This is a genomic window from Clostridium sp. JS66 (genome assembly GCF_033561535.1).
Taxonomy (GTDB): domain Bacteria; phylum Bacillota; class Clostridia; order Clostridiales; family Clostridiaceae; genus Clostridium_AM; species Clostridium_AM carboxidivorans.
In genome coordinates this window covers 6,011,666-6,029,413 of sequence record NZ_CP131467.1, presented here as the reverse complement: position 1 = coordinate 6,029,413, position 17,748 = coordinate 6,011,666, and the positions used below count along the sequence as shown (strand labels likewise).

Genomic DNA, 17,748 nt, shown 5'->3' with positions numbered 1-17,748 from the left:
ATATTCTATTCCTTCTTTAAAACTGTTGTGTTATAATTATAAAGAAAAAATTCACTTATGTAATGGTTAAATTTAACTTATATAATTTACTACTTATTGGAGGTTTAGCTATGAGATTTGTTATAGTAACAGGACTGTCAGGTGCAGGTAAAACTCAAGCTATAAGGAATTTAGAAGATTTAGGATATTTTTGTGTAGATAATCTTCCACCTACATTGATACCTAAATTTGCAGAAGCTTGCTACCAGACTGATGGTAAAATAGATAGAATAGCTTTAGTTATAGATATAAGAGGCGGAAAGTTTTTTGATGATTTATTTCAAAGTTTAAAATGTCTAAAAGAGCAAGGATATAAATATGAGATTTTATTTTTAGATGCTTCCGATGAAGTACTCATAAAAAGGTTTAAAGAATCAAGAAGAAAACATCCTTTAGCTCCTGATGGAAGAATATTAAATGGAATATCAATGGAAAGAAACAGATTAAGAGAAGTAAAGGATAGAGCTGATAACATTATAGATACTTCAAATCTCGCTACAAGAGAACTTAGAGAAAAAATTACAGAGATATATGCAGAAAAAGGTCAATTGGAAACTCAGCTTATGATAACAGTGCTTTCATTTGGCTTTAAATATGGTATACCTGTAGATTCTGATTTGGTGTTTGATGTAAGATTTCTGCCAAACCCATATTATATACCAGAGTTAAAGAAATACTCTGGTAATGATAAGCCGGTTAGTGATTATGTTATGAATTTTAAAGAAACTCAAAATTTCATAGATAAATTAGAAGATATGCTTGAGTTCTTAATTCCCAATTATTTAAAGGAAGGTAAAAGACAACTAATAGTATCTATTGGATGTACGGGTGGACGACATAGATCTGTGACTATCGCTAATTCTATTTATGAAAAATTAAAAAAGGATGGACACAAAGTTAACATAGATCATAGAGATATAGAAGAAGATGTTAACAAAGGTGGTAAAAAGCTATGAAAATAGTAGATTGGCTTAGGCCAGGCATAAAGGTTAAAAGATGGGTTATGCTTGGAAGTATGGGAATATTATTTATTGTATTTGGCGTACTGGAATTTGTAAATAGAAGGCTTTACAGTATGTATTATATATCCTTTTATTTATTTTTAATTGCATCAGGTGTATTTGTTTTATATGTATCTATAATGCAGGGAATGCGCTCAGTAATTGCATTAATAAATAAGGGGTATTTGAATGTATCCATAGATTCTAGAAAACTTGAAAATCTTATATATGAAAAAAGGTTATTAGTAAAAGGACCTAAAATTGTAGTTATAGGTGGAGGAACAGGTTTATCTACTATGCTTAGGGGTTTAAAATATTATACTTCTAACATAACGGCTATAGTTACAGTAGCAGATGATGGAGGAGGATCTGGAGATTTAAGAGAAGATCTTGGAATGCTTCCCCCAGGTGACATAAGAAACTGTATTCTTGCATTGGCAGATACTGAGCCATTAATGGAAGATTTACTTCAGTATAGATTCAAAGATGGAAGATTAAAAAATCAGAGCTTTGGTAACTTATTTTTGGCAGCTATGGATGGAATATCTAGCAATTTTGAAGAAGCTGTTCATAAGATGAGCTCTGTTCTTGCTGTAACAGGAAAGGTTATGCCAGTTACTTTAGATAACGTAATATTAAAAGCAAAATTGAAAAATGGAACTATTGTAGCAGGGGAGTCTAATATTCCTAATGAAGCTATAAAGCAAAATACATCTATTGATAAAATATTTATAGAACCTAAAAATGCAAAACCACTTAAAGAAGCTATAGATGCTATAATGGAAGCGGATGCAATAATACTTGGGCCAGGAAGTCTTTATACTAGTGTTATTCCAAATCTTCTAGTTAAAGATATAGCTGAAGCTGTTAAAAAAACTAATGCTATAAAGTTGTATGTATCAAATATAATGACGCAGCGAGGAGAAACAGATGGCTTTGGTGTTGAAGATCATATAAAGGCTATATTTAAGCATGCAGGTGGGGAAATAGTAGATTATGTTGTTATAAATATAGGCAGGATAGACGATGAATTGGAAGATAAATATAAAGAAGAGACTTCACATCTAGTTAAAATAGATAACATTGAGGAATTAAAAAGACTTAATGTAAATGTTATAGAGGGTGATTTTATAAGAATTAAAAATGGACTTATAAGACACAACTCTGAAAAACTTGCTTCAATATTGATAGAAACTATTATGGAGAAAAAACTTCTATATGATAGAAGAAAAATTATTGAGTATTTCTATTTATCAGAAAGATTAAAGCAAAATAAGAATAAATAGGAGAATAAAAATGTCATTTTCATTGAAAGTAAAAAATGAAGTTTGTAGATATGTAGAAATGAGTAAAGCACAAGCAATAGCTGAATTATCTGCAATAATGAAGGTTAGTGGTACGCTATTACTTGGTGGAAATAAACAATTTAGTTTCAAAGTTACTACAGAGAATCCTGCTATTGCAAGGTTTGTATTTAAACTATTAAAAGATCATTTTGGTATTCATACAAAAATAATGGTTAAGAAAAGTAATTCGTTAAAAAAAAATAATGTGTATATGATTTTAATTACAGAAGAAATGGGTGTAAAAAGCCTTTTAAAAGAAGTAGGATTACTAAAAGAAAGAGAAAATATATTTGCATTAGATTATAGTATACCTGAAGATATATTAGAAGATGAAAATTGCAAAAGAGCATATATAAGAGGAGCTTTTCTAGGGGGAGGAAGCGTGAGTAATCCTGAAAAAACATATCATTTGGAATTTGTTACTCACGATAATGAATATGCTGATGATTTAAGTTCCCTTATAAATCAATATGGATTAAATTCAAAAGTAATACAAAGAAAAAGCAGTTTTATAGTTTACATTAAAGAAGGGGAACAAATAGTAGATTTGCTAAATATAATAAGTGCTCATTCCTCCCTTCTGGAGTTAGAGAATGTAAGAATAATGAAGGAAATGAGGAATAATGTAAACAGGCTAGTAAATTGTGAAACCGCTAATTTGAGTAAAACAGTTAATGCGGCTGTAAGGCAGGTTGAAAGTATAAAGATTATTCAAAAAGAGATTGGTCTTACTAGGCTTCCTAAAAATTTACGGGAAATTGCAGAACTTAGATTGAATTACCCTGATGAATCTTTAAAAGAATTAGGAGAAATGTTAAATCCACCAGTAGGAAAATCAGGAGTTAACCATAGACTTAGAAGAATAGAAAAAATAGCAGAGGAAGTTAGAAGAGAAGGAAGGTAGGCTGGGACCGTGTCAAAGCATGAAGATATAATAAAGTATATACTTTCACTTGAAGTTGGAACAAAGATTTCTGTTAGAAGTATAGCTAATGATTTAGGTGTTAGTGATGGAACTGCATATAGAGCAATAAAAGATTCTGATGCTTTAGGTATAGTTACTACTATACCTAGAGTTGGAACTGTAAGGATAGAAAAAGTAGAGAAAAAAAATATTGAAATGTTAACATATGGTGAAGTAATAAATATTGTTGATGGAACGCTGCTTGGAGGAAAAGACGGTGTATATAAGACTCTTCATAGGTTTGTTATAGGTGCCATGACTATTGATGCTATGGAAAAATATTTAATAGCAGATTGTCTTCTTATAGTTGGAAATAGAGAAGAAGCTCAAAAATTAGCTTTAATGAATCAATGTGGAGTCCTTATAACAGGAGGATTTACATGTAGTGATGAAATTAAAAAATTAGCTAATGAAAGATGTCTTCCTATAATATCCACTACTTATGATACATTTACTGTTGCCAGTATGATTAACAAGGCTATATCTGAAAATCTTATAAAAAAGGATATAGTTTTAGTTGAAGACATTATGGAAACTAGTCCATACTTTCTTAGGTGTAGTAACACTGTAGGAGAATGGAAAAAAATTATGATGGAAACTAAACATCAAAGATATCCTGTAGTGGATGAAGAAGGAAAACTTACAGGTGTAGTTACGCTTAAGGAGTTGTCTAATAATGATGATTGCGAGCTTGTAGGCAAAATAATGCATAGAGAACCTATAACAGTTACTCCCAAGACTACAGTAGCATATGCGGCACATATAATGGCTTGGGAAGGTATAGAAATGTTTCCAGTAGTCAAAGGAAAAACTTTAATTGGTGTAATAACAAGAAGGGATGTTATTAAGGCTCTTCAATTTATGGATAGACAGCCACAGGCAGCAGAAACATTGGAGGATTTGGTACTTAAGAATTTTGAGTTTAAATTTGACAATGATAAAGCATATTTTTCAGGGAAGATAACTCCTGAAATGTTAGATCCTATAGGAACTGCTTCTTGGAGTTCATTAAATATGCTAGTATCAACCATGGGTATTATGACATTAAGACAAAAAAACAATGTTAATGTTTTAGTTGATAGTATAAATACTTATTTTATGAAACCTGTGCAAATGGACAGCAAAATACATATATATACGGATATAATAGACACAGGAAGAAATTTTTGCAAAGTACAAATAGATATGTTTGATAATAAAAGAGAGCTTATAGCTAAAACATTTTTATCTGCAAAGATATTAAGAAGATAAATAAAAAATAATCACTAAATAAACGAGGGGGAATGTATTAATGTTTACGCACATAGTATTTTTTAAGTTAAAGGACAAAAGTCCAGAGAATGTAGAAAGGGCTGCAAATATTTTAAGAGCCATGGAAGGACAAATACCTCAGTTAAAAGAATTAACTGTTGGAAAAGATGTAGTACATTCAGCTAGATCATTTGATGTTGGAATTATTACAAAGTTTAATTCTCATGAAGAAATGGATGAATATCAGGTATGTCCATTCCATGTAAATCAAGTATTGGCAAAATTAAAGCCAATGTTAGAATCATCAGCAGCTATAGATTTTGAAGAGTAAAAAATCTATTATAAAGAGCTATTTTTTATGATGTATTCCAAGTATTAAATGCGTTTAGCATTAAAGGAATAATCCATAAAAATAGCTCTTTTAAATTTTTTAACATATCCTATTAACAATGTACATATTAAAATGAAAATTTAGCTACAATAATTTAAAATAATGATTTTAACAATATGTAAGTTTACAGACTTTAGTAAAATAATTGTTCAAACTATGTAATATCAATTATATTATTTAAGTTTGTTTGCATTTTTCAAAATAATCGTAAAAAAAACTAAATGAAATATATTGAAAACATTTGAAAGGTATGATATTATTAAATTGCTTTCAAATGGTTTTGCAAATTTAATATTTATATGGAGGCAATTATGTTTGCATTAGAAAGAAGAGAAAAAATTTATGACTATATTTTAAAAAATGGAAATGTAACTGTACTAGAGTTATCAAAAAAATTAAATGTTTCCGAAGTTACAATAAGAAAGGACCTATCTTTTTTAGAAGCGCAAGGTTTTATAGATAGGACTTTTGGAGGAGCGATGATTAAAAGTCCAGTAATTAGGGAACAAAGTTACTTGGAAAAAGAAAAATATATGATTGATGAGAAGTATTTAGTAGGAAAAAAAGCTGCCGAATTTGTGAAACCGAATACAACAATTATACTAGATGCTGGAACAACATTAATGGAAATGGCTAAGAGCATAAAAAATATTGAAGATTTAAAGGTTATTACTAGCGATTTGAAAATTGGCCTTTTTTTAAGTAATTTTCCTAATATAGAAGTTATATTGATTGGTGGAAGAGTATCCATGAAAGCAAAAGAGTGCATAGGAGTTGAAACATGTAAGGTTGTTGAAAAGTATAATGCAGATGCTTGCTTTTTAGGATGTGATGCTTTTGGCATAAAAAATAGTTTTATGACAACTAGTGTAGAAAAAATGTATTTAAAACATACTTTTATGAATGTTAGTGAAAGATCATTTTTATTGGCCACTAGTGATAAGTATGGGAAAAAAAGTATGGTAAAGGTATCTGAATTTAATAAGTTAACAGGTATTATTGTTGATAAACAATCAGAAAAGTTAATTAATGATTTTGATAAATTTAATATTGACAATTGTGTATTTGTTTAATTTTTACATTTACAGACTATATTAAACTAATTATTTACTATAATGATTAGTTAATATAAATATACAAAATACAATTTAGAAAGAGGAGATAAAAATGAGTAAACCTATTATTGCAATTACTCTGGGAGATCCTGCAGGAGTTGGACCAGAAATTGTTGTTAAAGCATTAAAATCTAAAGAAATTTATGACGTGTGTAGGCCACTAGTAATAGGAGACTATAGTGTTTTGAATAAAACATTGGGAATAGTCAATAGTACATTAAAATTAAATGCTGTTTCTAATTCTAATGAAGGTAAATATGTTCAAGGAACTATAGACTTTATTAATTTAGACAATATTGATATATCATCTTTAGAATATGGAAAAGTTCAAGCACAATGTGGACAAGCTGCTTTTGATTATCTTTCATATGCAATAAAATTGGCACTAAATAAAGAAGTAACTGCTATTGCAACAACACCATTAAATAAAGAATCCTTTAAAGCAGCAGGTGTACCTTATATAGGACATACTGAAGTTTTAGAGAAATTAACTAATATTAAAGATCCATTAACTATGTTTGAAGTAAGAGGATTAAGAGCATTTTTTTATAGCAGACATCTTTCTTTAAGAAAGGCTTGTGATGCAATTACAAAAGAAGGAATTGAAAAGTTTGCCGCTCGTTGTGAACAAGCGTTAAAGGTACTAGGAATTGAAAAACCTCGAATGGCTATTGCAGGACTTAATCCTCATTCTGGTGAACATGGACTTTTTGGTGATGAAGAAGTTAAATATATTTTTCCAGCTGTTGAAAGTTTGCGTGAAAAAGGAATGGATATTAATGGACCAATTGGTGCTGACTCAGTTTTTTATCAAGCATTAAATGGAAAATATGATGCAGTTCTTTCTCTTTATCATGATCAGGGTCATATTGCTACAAAAATGGTAGATTTCGAAAGAACAATTTCATTAACTAATAATATGCCATTTTTACGTACTTCTGTAGACCATGGAACAGCTTTTGATATAGCTGGAACAGGTAAAGTAAGTGATGTTAGTATGATAGAAGCTATCCTTCTTGCTGCTAAATATGGACCACGATTTTTAGTAGAAAATGATGAAAGCAAGTAAATCTAAATTTATAAAAAGCAAGATTCATATTTTACTCTATGGGTGTGTAAAAGTCTTAGTAGCAAACGAAAACCTCAATTTGTTAACATAGAAAAGGTTCCGCAAATCAAATCTATTAAACAAAAAGAGGCTATCAAAATAGGTGTTAATAATTTATCATAAATAGTTTATCACACATAAAGTATAACTGCAAACATGATTTGGTTATTTTCTTAAATGTAAGTGTCTTGAGGCAAAATGATGGTATAAAAATTTATATAAGGTACCAGATGAGCTAAAAGGCATTTATTAAAAATTTGATGTAACCGTTTAATTTTTAACAATGATTTTAAAATACAATGAGTAATATGGAAAAGGAGAGACTTATATGTTAAAAACAGTAATTATTGCAGATGATTTAACAGGAGCTAATGATACAGGTGCAGTATTAGCACAAAATGGTTTAAAAGTTGGAACTTTACTAAAAACTTCAGATGTAGACAAGTTTAAAAATTTTGATGTTTTATGCATTACTACTAATAGTAGGGGAATATCACATTCTGATGCCTATGAGAGAGTAAAAAATGCTGCTAATCTATTCGAAAATAAACAAGATTTATTTTTTAGTAAGAGAATTGATTCGACTTTAAGAGGAAATGTTGGGGCAGAAATTGATAGCATTATTGAAACATTAGGTAATGATACTATAGCTATTGTAGTTGCTTCCTTCCCTAATTCAGGACGTGTAAGTATAGGTGATTTTTTATTAGTTAATGGTGTACCTCTTGAAAAAACAGAAGTAGCTAAGGATCCGACTGCACCTGTTAAAACTTCTAAAGTAACAGAAATTGTTAAAAAACAAAGTAAATACAATGTTGGATATGTATCTTTAGATAAAGTTTTAAAAGGTTCAGAGGTGATAAAAGATGAAGTTTTAGAAAAAGTAAAAAATGATAACAGAATTATTGTTATTGATGCTTCTACAATTAATGATATTAATCAAATTGCTAAGGCTTGTGTTGAAAGCAAACTAAAATTTGTAGCCGTTGATCCAGGTTCCTTTACTGCAGCTGCAGTAAATATGCTTTATAAAAAAGATGAAAAATTAAAAACTAGAGAAAAAGTATTATGTGGTATTGGCAGCGCAAGTAATTTGACAAGAGAACAAATTAACTATTTAAGAGTAAAATATAATCCTTTAATTGTAAAAACAAATACAATTGATTTTTTAGATAAACAAAAAAAGGATAAAGAAGTTAATAGAGTTATAGATGAGATTGTTGCTAAAGAGAGTAATTATAATCTTTTAGTTGTTACAACTACTACAGAAGAAAATGATGTATTAGATTTTTCAGAAATAAAAGATAAGTATAATTTAGGTAAGAAAGACTGTGCTAATTTAATAACAGATGCCATTGCTTCAATAGTTTATGGCGTAATTACAAAAATAGGAAATAAAATCGGAGGTGTTTATACTTCTGGTGGTGATGTTACGGAAGATTTTTGCACTAAAATTGAAGCTGATGGAATAGATGTAAAGGATGAAGTTATTCCACTAGCTATTTATTCAAGGGTAATAGGAGGGGTTTTTGATGGTAAACCAATTATAACTAAAGGTGGACTGGTAGGAACAAAAGATACATTAGCAGTATGTGTTAATTATTTACAAACCAAAATATCCAGTGAGTATAGTAGTGGGAACTAGTAATAATAAAGTTTAAAAGAGAGAGGGGAAAAAAATGAGTTCAGGAATGCAAATGATATTAGGACTAATTATTGGTATAGTGTTACTAGTATTTTTAATAACTAAAACAAAAGTGCATGTGTTTTTGGGAGTAATTATTTGTGCTGTTACTATAGGAGTTATAGGTGGAATGGAACAACAAAAACTTATTGATTCAATCACTAAAGGTTTTGGTAATTCCTTAAGTAGTATTGGTATTATTATTGGTTTTGGTGTTATGCTAGGAAAACTTTTGGAAACATCCAGATCAACAGAAGTAATGGCTAATACATTTATTAAGCTGTTTGGTCATAAAAAAGAAGAATATGCTTTAGCAGCTTCAGGTTTTGTCACATCATTATCTATTTTCTGTACATCTGGATTTATCATTTTAGCTCCATTAGTTAAAGGATTATCTAAAAAAACTGGAAAGTCTGTAGTTTCTTTAGGAGTAGCTTTAGCAGGCGGTTTATTAATGAGTCACACTTTAGTTCCTCCTGCTGCTGGTCCAATAGGTGTTGCTGGAATTTTAAATGTAAATGTTGGAAGATTTATGATGTTTGGTACTATCATAGCTATTCCAATTTTATGTGCATTAATTCCTTATGGAAAATATTTAGGAAAAAAAATATATCAATTGCCTAATGAAAATGAAGATGGATGGATTAGACCTGATAGTATACAAACTTTATCTAAAAATCCATTAGAAAAGAAAATTGCTGTTGAAGGCGTTAAAGAAGATGATAAATCATTACCATCACCTTTTAGGGCTTTTGCTCCAATTTTAATTCCTATATTGTTAATATTATTAAATACTATTTTGAAATCATTAAATTTTAAAAATAATGTTTTAGCTTCATTATTTAACTTTACTGGTGCTCCAATAATTGCACTATCGATAGGTTTGCTAATTGCTATTATAGGACTTACTAAAGATCTTTCTAAAACTGAAACGTTAAATGCAATGGAGGAAGGTCTTAAGGCTAGTGGTAAGTTGTTATTGTTAGTTGGTGGTGGTGGTGCACTAGGAATGATTATACAAAATAGTGGAGTTGGATCATATATTGCAACAGGTATTGCAAAGACAAGCATACCTCCAATTTTGTTACCGTTTCTTATTTCTTGTTTATTAAGAATAGTACAAGGGTCAGGTTCTGTAGCTATGATGACTTCTGCTTCAGTAACTGCTCCAATGATTACAACACTACATATAGATCCTGTTTTTGCAGCTTTAGCTGCCTGCGTCGGTTCAATGATATTTTCATATTTTAATGATTCTTATTTTTGGGTTATTAATGAATCAATAGGAATAAGTGATGTAAAAGAACAAATGAAAGTATGGTCTATTACATCTACTATTGCATGTTTTGTAGGATTAATTGCTTTACTAATTTTAAATTTCTTCTTTGGATAAACATTAAATAGTTAAGAAAGTATCTTTAAGTTAATTAAAGGTACTTTCTTGTTTTTTATTAGCATTATATATATATTGGTTGTAGTTTAAACAATTACTAAAAATTTTAATATAGAATTTATTTTATGCTTTCTCATATAATGATATAATTTAGTTGTTAGTTGACGATAATTAAGATGATAAAAAGAAAGAAGGTGAGGGTAGTGGAAGAGAAGACATATGAGTGGGTAAGTTTGCATCAGCATACAGGATATTCTCTGCTAGATTCTTCAGCTAAAATTCCAGAACTTATAAGTAAGGCTAAAGAGCTTGGAATGAAGAGTATAGCTATAACAGATCATGGAGTGATGTATGGGTGTGTTGATTTTTATAAAGAGGCTAAAGAACAAGGCATAAAACCTATAATAGGTTGTGAAGTATATGTTGCAGGAAAGTCTATGCACATAAAGCAGAATGATAAAGAAAATGAAAATTATCATCTTGTGCTGCTTGTAAAAAATGAAACAGGATATAAAAATCTTATGAAAATAGTTTCTAAGGCTTCTGTAGAAGGATTTTATTATAAGCCTAGAACCGATCATGATTATTTAAAGAACCACAGTGAAGGATTGATATCACTAAGCGCTTGCTTAGGAGGAGAAATTCAATCTTATATTTTAAAAGGCAATTTGAGCAAAGCAAAGGAAATAGCTCTTTTATATAAAGATATATTTAAAGATGGCTTTTATCTTGAACTTCAATATCACGGCATGGAGGAACAAGAAAAGGTTAATGAAGAACTAATAAAAATGTCTAAAGAATTGGATATACCCTTGGTTGCTACAAATGATGTACATTATATAAAAAAAGAAGATTATAAAGCTCATGATGTTTTGTTGTGCATCCAGACAGGAAAAGTTGTAGATGAAGAAAATAGAATGAGATATCCATCAGATGAATTTTATTTAAAATCACCAGAAGAAATGTACAAGATATTTTCTAGGGTGCCTGAAGCTTTAGAAAATACAGTAAAAATAGCTGAGCAGTGTAATTTTGATTATGAATTTCATAAATCTAAGCTTCCTAAATTTCCATTGCCAGAACATGTAGAGCCTTATGAATATTTAAGAGATCTATGTTACAAAGGATTAATACAAAGATATGAAGAATTTGAACAGTTAAAGGAAGTCCCATTTAGCATAGAAAGCGTGAATGAATTAGCAGATAGCAATGATGAAGCTAAAAAACTTGTAGAAAGACTAGAATATGAGCTTTCTATCATAAAGCAGATGGGATATGTAGATTATTTCCTAATAGTATGGGATTTTATTAATTTTTCTGTGGAAAATGGAATAATGACAGGTCCAGGAAGAGGATCCGCAGCAGGATCTATAATTGCATATACATTGGGAATAACTAAAATAGATCCTATTAAATACAGCTTATTGTTTGAAAGGTTTTTAAATCCTGAACGTGTATCTATGCCAGATATAGATTCAGATTTTTGCTATGAAAGACGTGGAGAGGTAATAGACTATGTTGTAAGGAAATATGGAGAGAATAGTGTATCTCAAATTATAACCTTTGGAACTATGGCTGCTAGAGCGTGTATAAGAGATGTTGGAAGAGCTATGAATTATCCTTATGCTGAAGTGGACAGAATAGCAAAAATGGTGCCTGCAGCACCAGGTAAAGCCATAACCATTGATAAAGCATTAGAGTTAAATTCTGAATTGGAAGAAGCCTATGAAAATGAGGAGAGAACAAAAGCATTAATAGATATAGCTAGGGCTTTAGAAGGACTTCCAAGACATACTTCTACTCATGCAGCAGGTGTAGTTATAGCATCTCAGCCTTTAGTTAACTATGTGCCTATGCAAAAAAATGAAGATAATATAGTAACTCAATTTACCATGGGAACACTAGAAGAGTTGGGACTCTTAAAGATGGACTTTTTAGGATTAAGAACTCTAACAGTGCTTAGAGATGCAGTAAACATGGTTAAGGATAATAAAGGGATAAACGTAGACTTAGATAAAATAGATTACGATGATAAAAATGTATACAAGATGATAGGAGAAGGTAAAACTGTAGGCATATTTCAGTTAGAATCTGCAGGAATGACATCTTTCATGAAAGAATTAAGACCGGATTCTTTAGAGGATATTATAGCAGGAATCAGTCTTTATAGACCAGGGCCTATGGCAGAAATACCTAAATATATTAGTAATAAAAATAATCCTGAAGGTATTGAGTATTTAACACCTGAATTAGAATCAATATTAGGTGTAACCTATGGATGTATGGTATATCAGGAGCAGGTTATGGAGATAGTTAGAAAGCTTGCTGGATACTCTATGGGTAGAAGTGACTTAGTAAGACGTGCTATGTCTAAGAAGAAACATCATGTAATGGAAGAGGAAAGACATAATTTCATATATGGTATAGTAGATGAAGAAGGAGTAGAAAAGGTTCCAGGATGCATAAAGAATGGAATATCCGAAGATGCTGCTGATAAGATATTTGATTCCATGATGGATTTTGCAAGTTATGCATTTAATAAAAGTCATGCTGCTTCTTACGCAGTAGTGGCATTCCAAACAGCTTACATGATACATTATTATCCAACTGAATATATTGCTGCTATGTTAAACAGTGTAAAGGGTGATAATGAAAAGGTTTCATACTATACTAGATTTGCGGATGAAATAGGAATTCAAGTTTTAACTCCAAATATAAATGAAAGCTATGCTAAGTTTACAGTTAAGGAAGATAAAATAAGATTTGGACTTTCTGCTATTAAAAATGTAGGAGAAAATGTAATAGATAGTATAGTAAAATCAAGGGAACGTAAAGGTATATTTTCAAACTTAGTTGATTTCTGTAATAAGATAGATGTTTCATGTATAAATAAAAGGGTAGTAGAAAGTCTTATAAAAGCAGGAGCCTTTGATTGTTTTAAGGTATATAGATCAAAATTGCTTGCAGTCTATGAAAAGGTATTGGATGGAGTAAGTAATTCTAGAAAAAAAAATATAGATGGGCAATTGAGTCTTTTTACAGATTTTAAAAAGATAGAAGTTAATATAGAGTATCCTGAAATAAAGGAATTTGAAAAAAGGCATATTTTAGCTATGGAAAAAGAAATGACAGGGCTTTATTTATCAGGACATCCTTTAGAAGAATATGAAAAAAGTTTATCGCTGCAAACCAGTGCTAAAATATCGGACATAACTGGGGATGAATCTCTAGAAGATGGAACAGTTGGGCAGCAGTCTAAACTAAAAGATGGAGATAAAGTAATTATAGGTGGTATTATAAATTCAGTAACAAAAAAAGTAACTAGAAACAATGATATGATGGCTTTTATAAAATTAGAAGATTTATATGGAGTAATAGAAATTATAATATTCCCAAAAGTATTTCAAAAATATAGAACTTTAGTAGATGAAGATAGCATAGTAATAGTAAAGGGAAGAGTGAGTGTAAGAGAAGAGGAACAGCCTAAAATATTATGTGAAAGCCTAGAACCTGTAATAAAGGAAAATGGTGAAAAGTTATATATACAAATAGAAGATGAAAGTAGTTTAAAAAATGTCATTCATGAAACTAAATCTTTGTTTTTAGATTTTAAAGGAAATGTACCTGTATATTTTTGTACTAAAAAAGAAAGAAAGAAATTTAGATTGGATAAGGATTTATGGATAAATAATGATATAGAACTATTATCTAATCTTAGGAAAATGTTTGGAGATAAAAATGTTAAAGTAATTTAAAATTATTAAGTATATTTTTTTATAATAAACAAAATATATAGAGAGGAAGAGTAATATACCTCTCTATATATATTAAAAAAATGTATTATATTTTATAGAAATTATTGAATATTTTATGGATTTCGATTAAAATTATTATTATAGAATACTGAAGCTGACATGATTATGTGTTATAATGTAAAAAAATAATAAATATTGTATAATGTTCGTGGGACATAAAATGTCCCGGCGGTCATAGGAGGTATAAGTATGAAAACAATAGCTGTGCTAACAAGTGGTGGAGATGCACCAGGAATGAATGCTGCCATAAGAGCAGTAGTGAGAGCAGGTCTAGATAAAGGCTTAAAAGTAATGGGCATACAAAGAGGTTATAGTGGATTACTAAGTGGTGAAATTTTTCCAATGGATAGACATAGTGTAGCTGATATTATACAACGTGGTGGAACCATGCTAAGGACTGCACGTTGTGAAGAATTTAAAACAGAAGCAGGAAGAAAAAAAGGTGCAAATATATTAAAGACTTTTGGTATAGATGGATTGGTAGTAATAGGAGGAGATGGATCTTTCCATGGAGCTCAATTGTTATCAAAATTAGGAATAGCAACAGTAGGTTTACCAGGAACTATAGATAATGATTTACCATATACAGATTATACTATAGGCTTTGATACTGCTGTAAACACAGTTTTAGATGCTATAAATAAACTAAGAGATACCTCAACATCTCATGAAAGAGTAAGTATTGTTGAAGTTATGGGAAGAAACTGTGGAGACATAGCACTTTATGCAGGTCTTGCAGGTGGTGCTGAAAGCATAATTGTTCCTGAGAAAGGCTACAATCAAGATGAACTATGTAGAACTATTTTAGAAGGTAAGCTAAGAGGAAAAATGCATAATTTAATAATACTTGCAGAAGGTATTGGCGGAGCAGATCAGTTAGCAGAAAAAGTAGAGGAAATTACAGGCATAGAAGCAAGAGCTACTAAACTTGGACATATTCAAAGAGGTGGAAGTCCTACTTGTGCAGATAGAGTATTGGCTTCTAGAATGGGATTTAAAGCTGTTGAATTATTATCAGAAGGAAAGTCTTCAAGAGTAGTTGGAGTAATTGATGGCAAGATAGAAGATATGGATATAGATGAAGCATTAGCGATTCCAAGAAATTTTGATGAGAAGCTTTATGATATTGCAAAAATATTATCATATTAAGATATAAGTAAATTCTAAATATATATTAAGGAGAGTAAAGCTATGCAAAAGACTAAAATGATTTTTACAATTGGACCAGCAAGTGACACAGAAGAGGTTTTATCAAAATTAATTGAAGCGGGAATGAGTGCTTCAAGACATAATTTTTCTCATGGTGATCATCAAGAACATGGGGAAAGAATAGAACTAGTAAAAAAGTTGAGAAAAAAATATAATAAGCAAATAGGAATAATACTTGATACTAAAGGACCTGAAATAAGAACAGGATATTTTCCAGAAAAAGTAGAATTAGTTGAAGGTACAAATTATACAATAGTTTGTGGTGAAGATGTAGATGGAGATGCTACAAGATGTAATTTAAGCTATCGTGAACTATATAAAGATGTTAAACCAGGAGACACGATATTAATGGCTGATGGTTTAATTGGTATGGAAGTTCAAGAAGTTAAAGGAACTGATATACATTGTATTATAAGAAATAGTGGAATGATAACTACTAAAAAAAATGCCAATGTACCAAATGTAAAAACTAATCTTCCTGCTTTTACAGAAAAGGATGTTGAGGATTTGAAATTTGGTTGTGAAATTGGTGTCGATTATGTAGCAGCATCTTTCATAAGAAAAGCAGCAGATGTTTTAGCTGTAAGAAAATTGTTGGAACAATTTGGTGGACATGATATACAAATAATCTCCAAGATAGAAAATCAAGAAGGTGTTGATAACATCGATGAGATAATTAAATTTTCAGATGGTATAATGGTTGCCAGAGGAGATATGGGATCAGAAATTCCAATAGAAAGAGTTCCATCAACTCAAAAAATGATAATTGAAAAGTGTAATAAAGCTGGTAAGTTTGTTGTAACAGCTACACAAATGTTAGATTCAATGGAAAGAAATCCTAGACCAACTAGAGCAGAAGCTTCAGATGTAGCTAATGCTATATTAGATGGTACTGATGCTGTAATGTTAAGTGGAGAGTCAGCAAATGGAAAGTGGCCTGTAGAAGCAGCTCAAACAATGGGTAGAATAGCTAGAGAAGCTGAGTCCATGATAAAATATAAAGAAACATTAAATAAAATGAAAGATTCTCATATTTATACTGTGGCAAATGCTATCAGCTTAGCTACTTGTACAACTGCAGCAGAATTAAATGCATCAGCTATAATAACAGCTACACAAAGCGGATATACAGCAAGAATGGTTTCTAAATATAGAACAGCAAGTCCTATTATAGCTGTAACTCCAAGTGATAAAGTTGCTAGAGGATTGGCTTTAAATTGGGGAGTATTCCCAATATGTGCACAAAAAATGAATTCTACAGATGAATTAATAGAGAAATCTGTAGAAATGTCTCTAAAAACTGGATATGTTAAAAAGGGAGACTTAGTTGTTATAGCAGCAGGTATACCTGTAAGTTATTCAGGAACTACAAATATGCTTAAGGTTCATATAGTTGGAGATATACTAGTTCAAGGTAGAGGTGCAGGTACTAAACCAGGTTATGGTAATGTAAAAATAGTTAAATCAGCTAAAGAAGCAAATGAAATTATTGACAAAGGAGATATCCTTGTTGTAAAGAGTTTAGATAGAGAATATATATCTGTACTTGATAGAGTTGCTGGCGTAATAGGAGAAGAAGGTGGATTAACTTCACATCTAGCTATAGAATGTATATCAAGTGAAATACCTATTATATGCAATGCAGGTGGTGCAACTGAAGTATTAAAAACAGGAGCCTTTATTACAATGGATGTTGTAAGAGGAATTGTTTATAACGGAAGAACTAATATAATGTAAATCAAAAGACTGTCTTTTATGGCAGTCTTTTGTTATGTTTGATTTTTCTTATTAGAAAACCTTGCAAGCCTTTAATAATAGCCTTATCTATATAATGCTAATAATTTTTTAGTAGGTAGATTATTGTACACTTCTTAGAAGTTATTTTTCACTTTCATACTATATAAAAACATTTTTATTTACATATGTGTAAAATAATGAGTAAAATGGAGAAAGATATTTGTAAACTTTTATTTTATTTGTATAATACCATTCCAATATTGGAAAAAGTATGACTATTATGATACAATAGGTAGCACAGTTAAAAAAAGGAGGAAGATTAGAATGTCAGATCAAATTAGAATTTCACCAGAACGTATGTTAGAGAGGTCAAGGGATTACCATCAAGAAGCAGAAAAAATTAATGAGGTAATTAATAGAATGACTTCATTAATATCGCAATTGCAAACTGAATGGGAAGGTCAAGCAAGTAAAAGCTTTGAGAATCAATTTAATGAATTAAAGCCAAGCTTTGTAAATATGCATAATCTTGTAGAAACTATTTCTCATCAATTACAACAAACTGGGTCTGCAATGCAAGAAAGAGATCAAGATATAGCTTCAAAATTTGGAGTTAAATAGTACAGTTAATAATTGAATTAAAAGGGCTGCCGCATTAAGAAAATTACATACAATATATTGACTTGGAGATCAAT

13 protein-coding genes are annotated in these 17,748 nt (G+C 30.2%); all 13 read left to right on the top strand.

Going from position 1 to position 17,748, the window contains the following annotated elements; all coding sequences use genetic code 11:
• Positions 1–110: 110 nt before the first annotated feature.
• The 13 genes from rapZ to Q6H37_RS27865 all read left to right on the top strand — a co-directional run bounded on the left by rapZ (position 111) and on the right by Q6H37_RS27865 (position 17,674).
• Entirely contained in the window at positions 111–995 is an 885-nt protein-coding gene (rapZ, locus tag Q6H37_RS27925) for an RNase adapter RapZ (protein ID WP_318738233.1), read from the top strand.
• A complete protein-coding gene (locus tag Q6H37_RS27920) occupies positions 992–2,326 on the top strand; it encodes a gluconeogenesis factor YvcK family protein (protein WP_007059259.1) in 1,335 nt (444 codons plus the stop codon). Before rapZ ends, Q6H37_RS27920 begins: the two co-directional genes overlap by 4 nt.
• A gap of 10 nt (positions 2,327–2,336) precedes the next feature.
• The gene (whiA, locus tag Q6H37_RS27915; RefSeq protein WP_318738230.1) at positions 2,337–3,290 is read left to right on the top strand and encodes a DNA-binding protein WhiA; all 954 of its coding nucleotides are present in this window, start codon (positions 2,337–2,339) and stop codon (positions 3,288–3,290) included.
• A 9-nt stretch (positions 3,291–3,299) separates the two neighbouring features.
• Positions 3,300–4,601, top strand: coding sequence for a DRTGG domain-containing protein (locus Q6H37_RS27910; protein ID WP_318738228.1), 1,302 nt, complete (start codon positions 3,300–3,302; stop codon positions 4,599–4,601).
• A 40-nt stretch (positions 4,602–4,641) separates the two neighbouring features.
• Positions 4,642–4,932 (top strand): Dabb family protein, encoded by a 291-nt coding sequence (locus Q6H37_RS27905; protein ID WP_318738227.1) that lies wholly within the window; start codon positions 4,642–4,644, stop codon positions 4,930–4,932.
• Positions 4,933–5,303: 371 nt separating this feature from the next.
• The gene (locus Q6H37_RS27900) at positions 5,304–6,065 is read left to right on the top strand and encodes a DeoR/GlpR family DNA-binding transcription regulator (protein ID WP_318738225.1); all 762 of its coding nucleotides are present in this window, start codon (positions 5,304–5,306) and stop codon (positions 6,063–6,065) included.
• 94 nt (positions 6,066–6,159) lie between these two features.
• A complete protein-coding gene (gene pdxA, locus Q6H37_RS27895) occupies positions 6,160–7,176 on the top strand; it encodes a 4-hydroxythreonine-4-phosphate dehydrogenase PdxA (RefSeq protein ID WP_318738224.1) in 1,017 nt (338 codons plus the stop codon).
• Between the two features lie 367 nt (positions 7,177–7,543).
• A complete protein-coding gene (locus tag Q6H37_RS27890) occupies positions 7,544–8,860 on the top strand; it encodes a four-carbon acid sugar kinase family protein (protein WP_318738222.1) in 1,317 nt (438 codons plus the stop codon).
• 34 nt (positions 8,861–8,894) lie between these two features.
• A complete protein-coding gene (locus Q6H37_RS27885) occupies positions 8,895–10,292 on the top strand; it encodes a gluconate:H+ symporter (RefSeq protein WP_318738221.1) in 1,398 nt (465 codons plus the stop codon).
• A gap of 203 nt (positions 10,293–10,495) precedes the next feature.
• Positions 10,496–14,047 carry a DNA polymerase III subunit alpha gene (locus Q6H37_RS27880; RefSeq protein WP_412523893.1) on the top strand — a complete coding sequence of 1,184 codons (3,552 nt, stop codon included), beginning with the start codon at positions 10,496–10,498 and terminating at the stop codon, positions 14,045–14,047.
• A 249-nt stretch (positions 14,048–14,296) separates the two neighbouring features.
• Positions 14,297–15,256, top strand: coding sequence for a 6-phosphofructokinase (pfkA, locus tag Q6H37_RS27875; protein ID WP_318738217.1), 960 nt, complete (start codon positions 14,297–14,299; stop codon positions 15,254–15,256).
• 42 nt (positions 15,257–15,298) lie between these two features.
• On the top strand, positions 15,299–17,053 hold the full coding sequence (gene pyk / locus Q6H37_RS27870; RefSeq protein ID WP_318738215.1) for a pyruvate kinase: 1,755 nt from the start codon (positions 15,299–15,301) through the stop codon (positions 17,051–17,053).
• Positions 17,054–17,377: 324 nt separating this feature from the next.
• Complete coding sequence (locus Q6H37_RS27865; protein WP_318738213.1) at positions 17,378–17,674, top strand: WXG100 family type VII secretion target; 297 nt, start codon at positions 17,378–17,380, stop codon at positions 17,672–17,674.
• Positions 17,675–17,748: the final 74 nt, after the last annotated feature.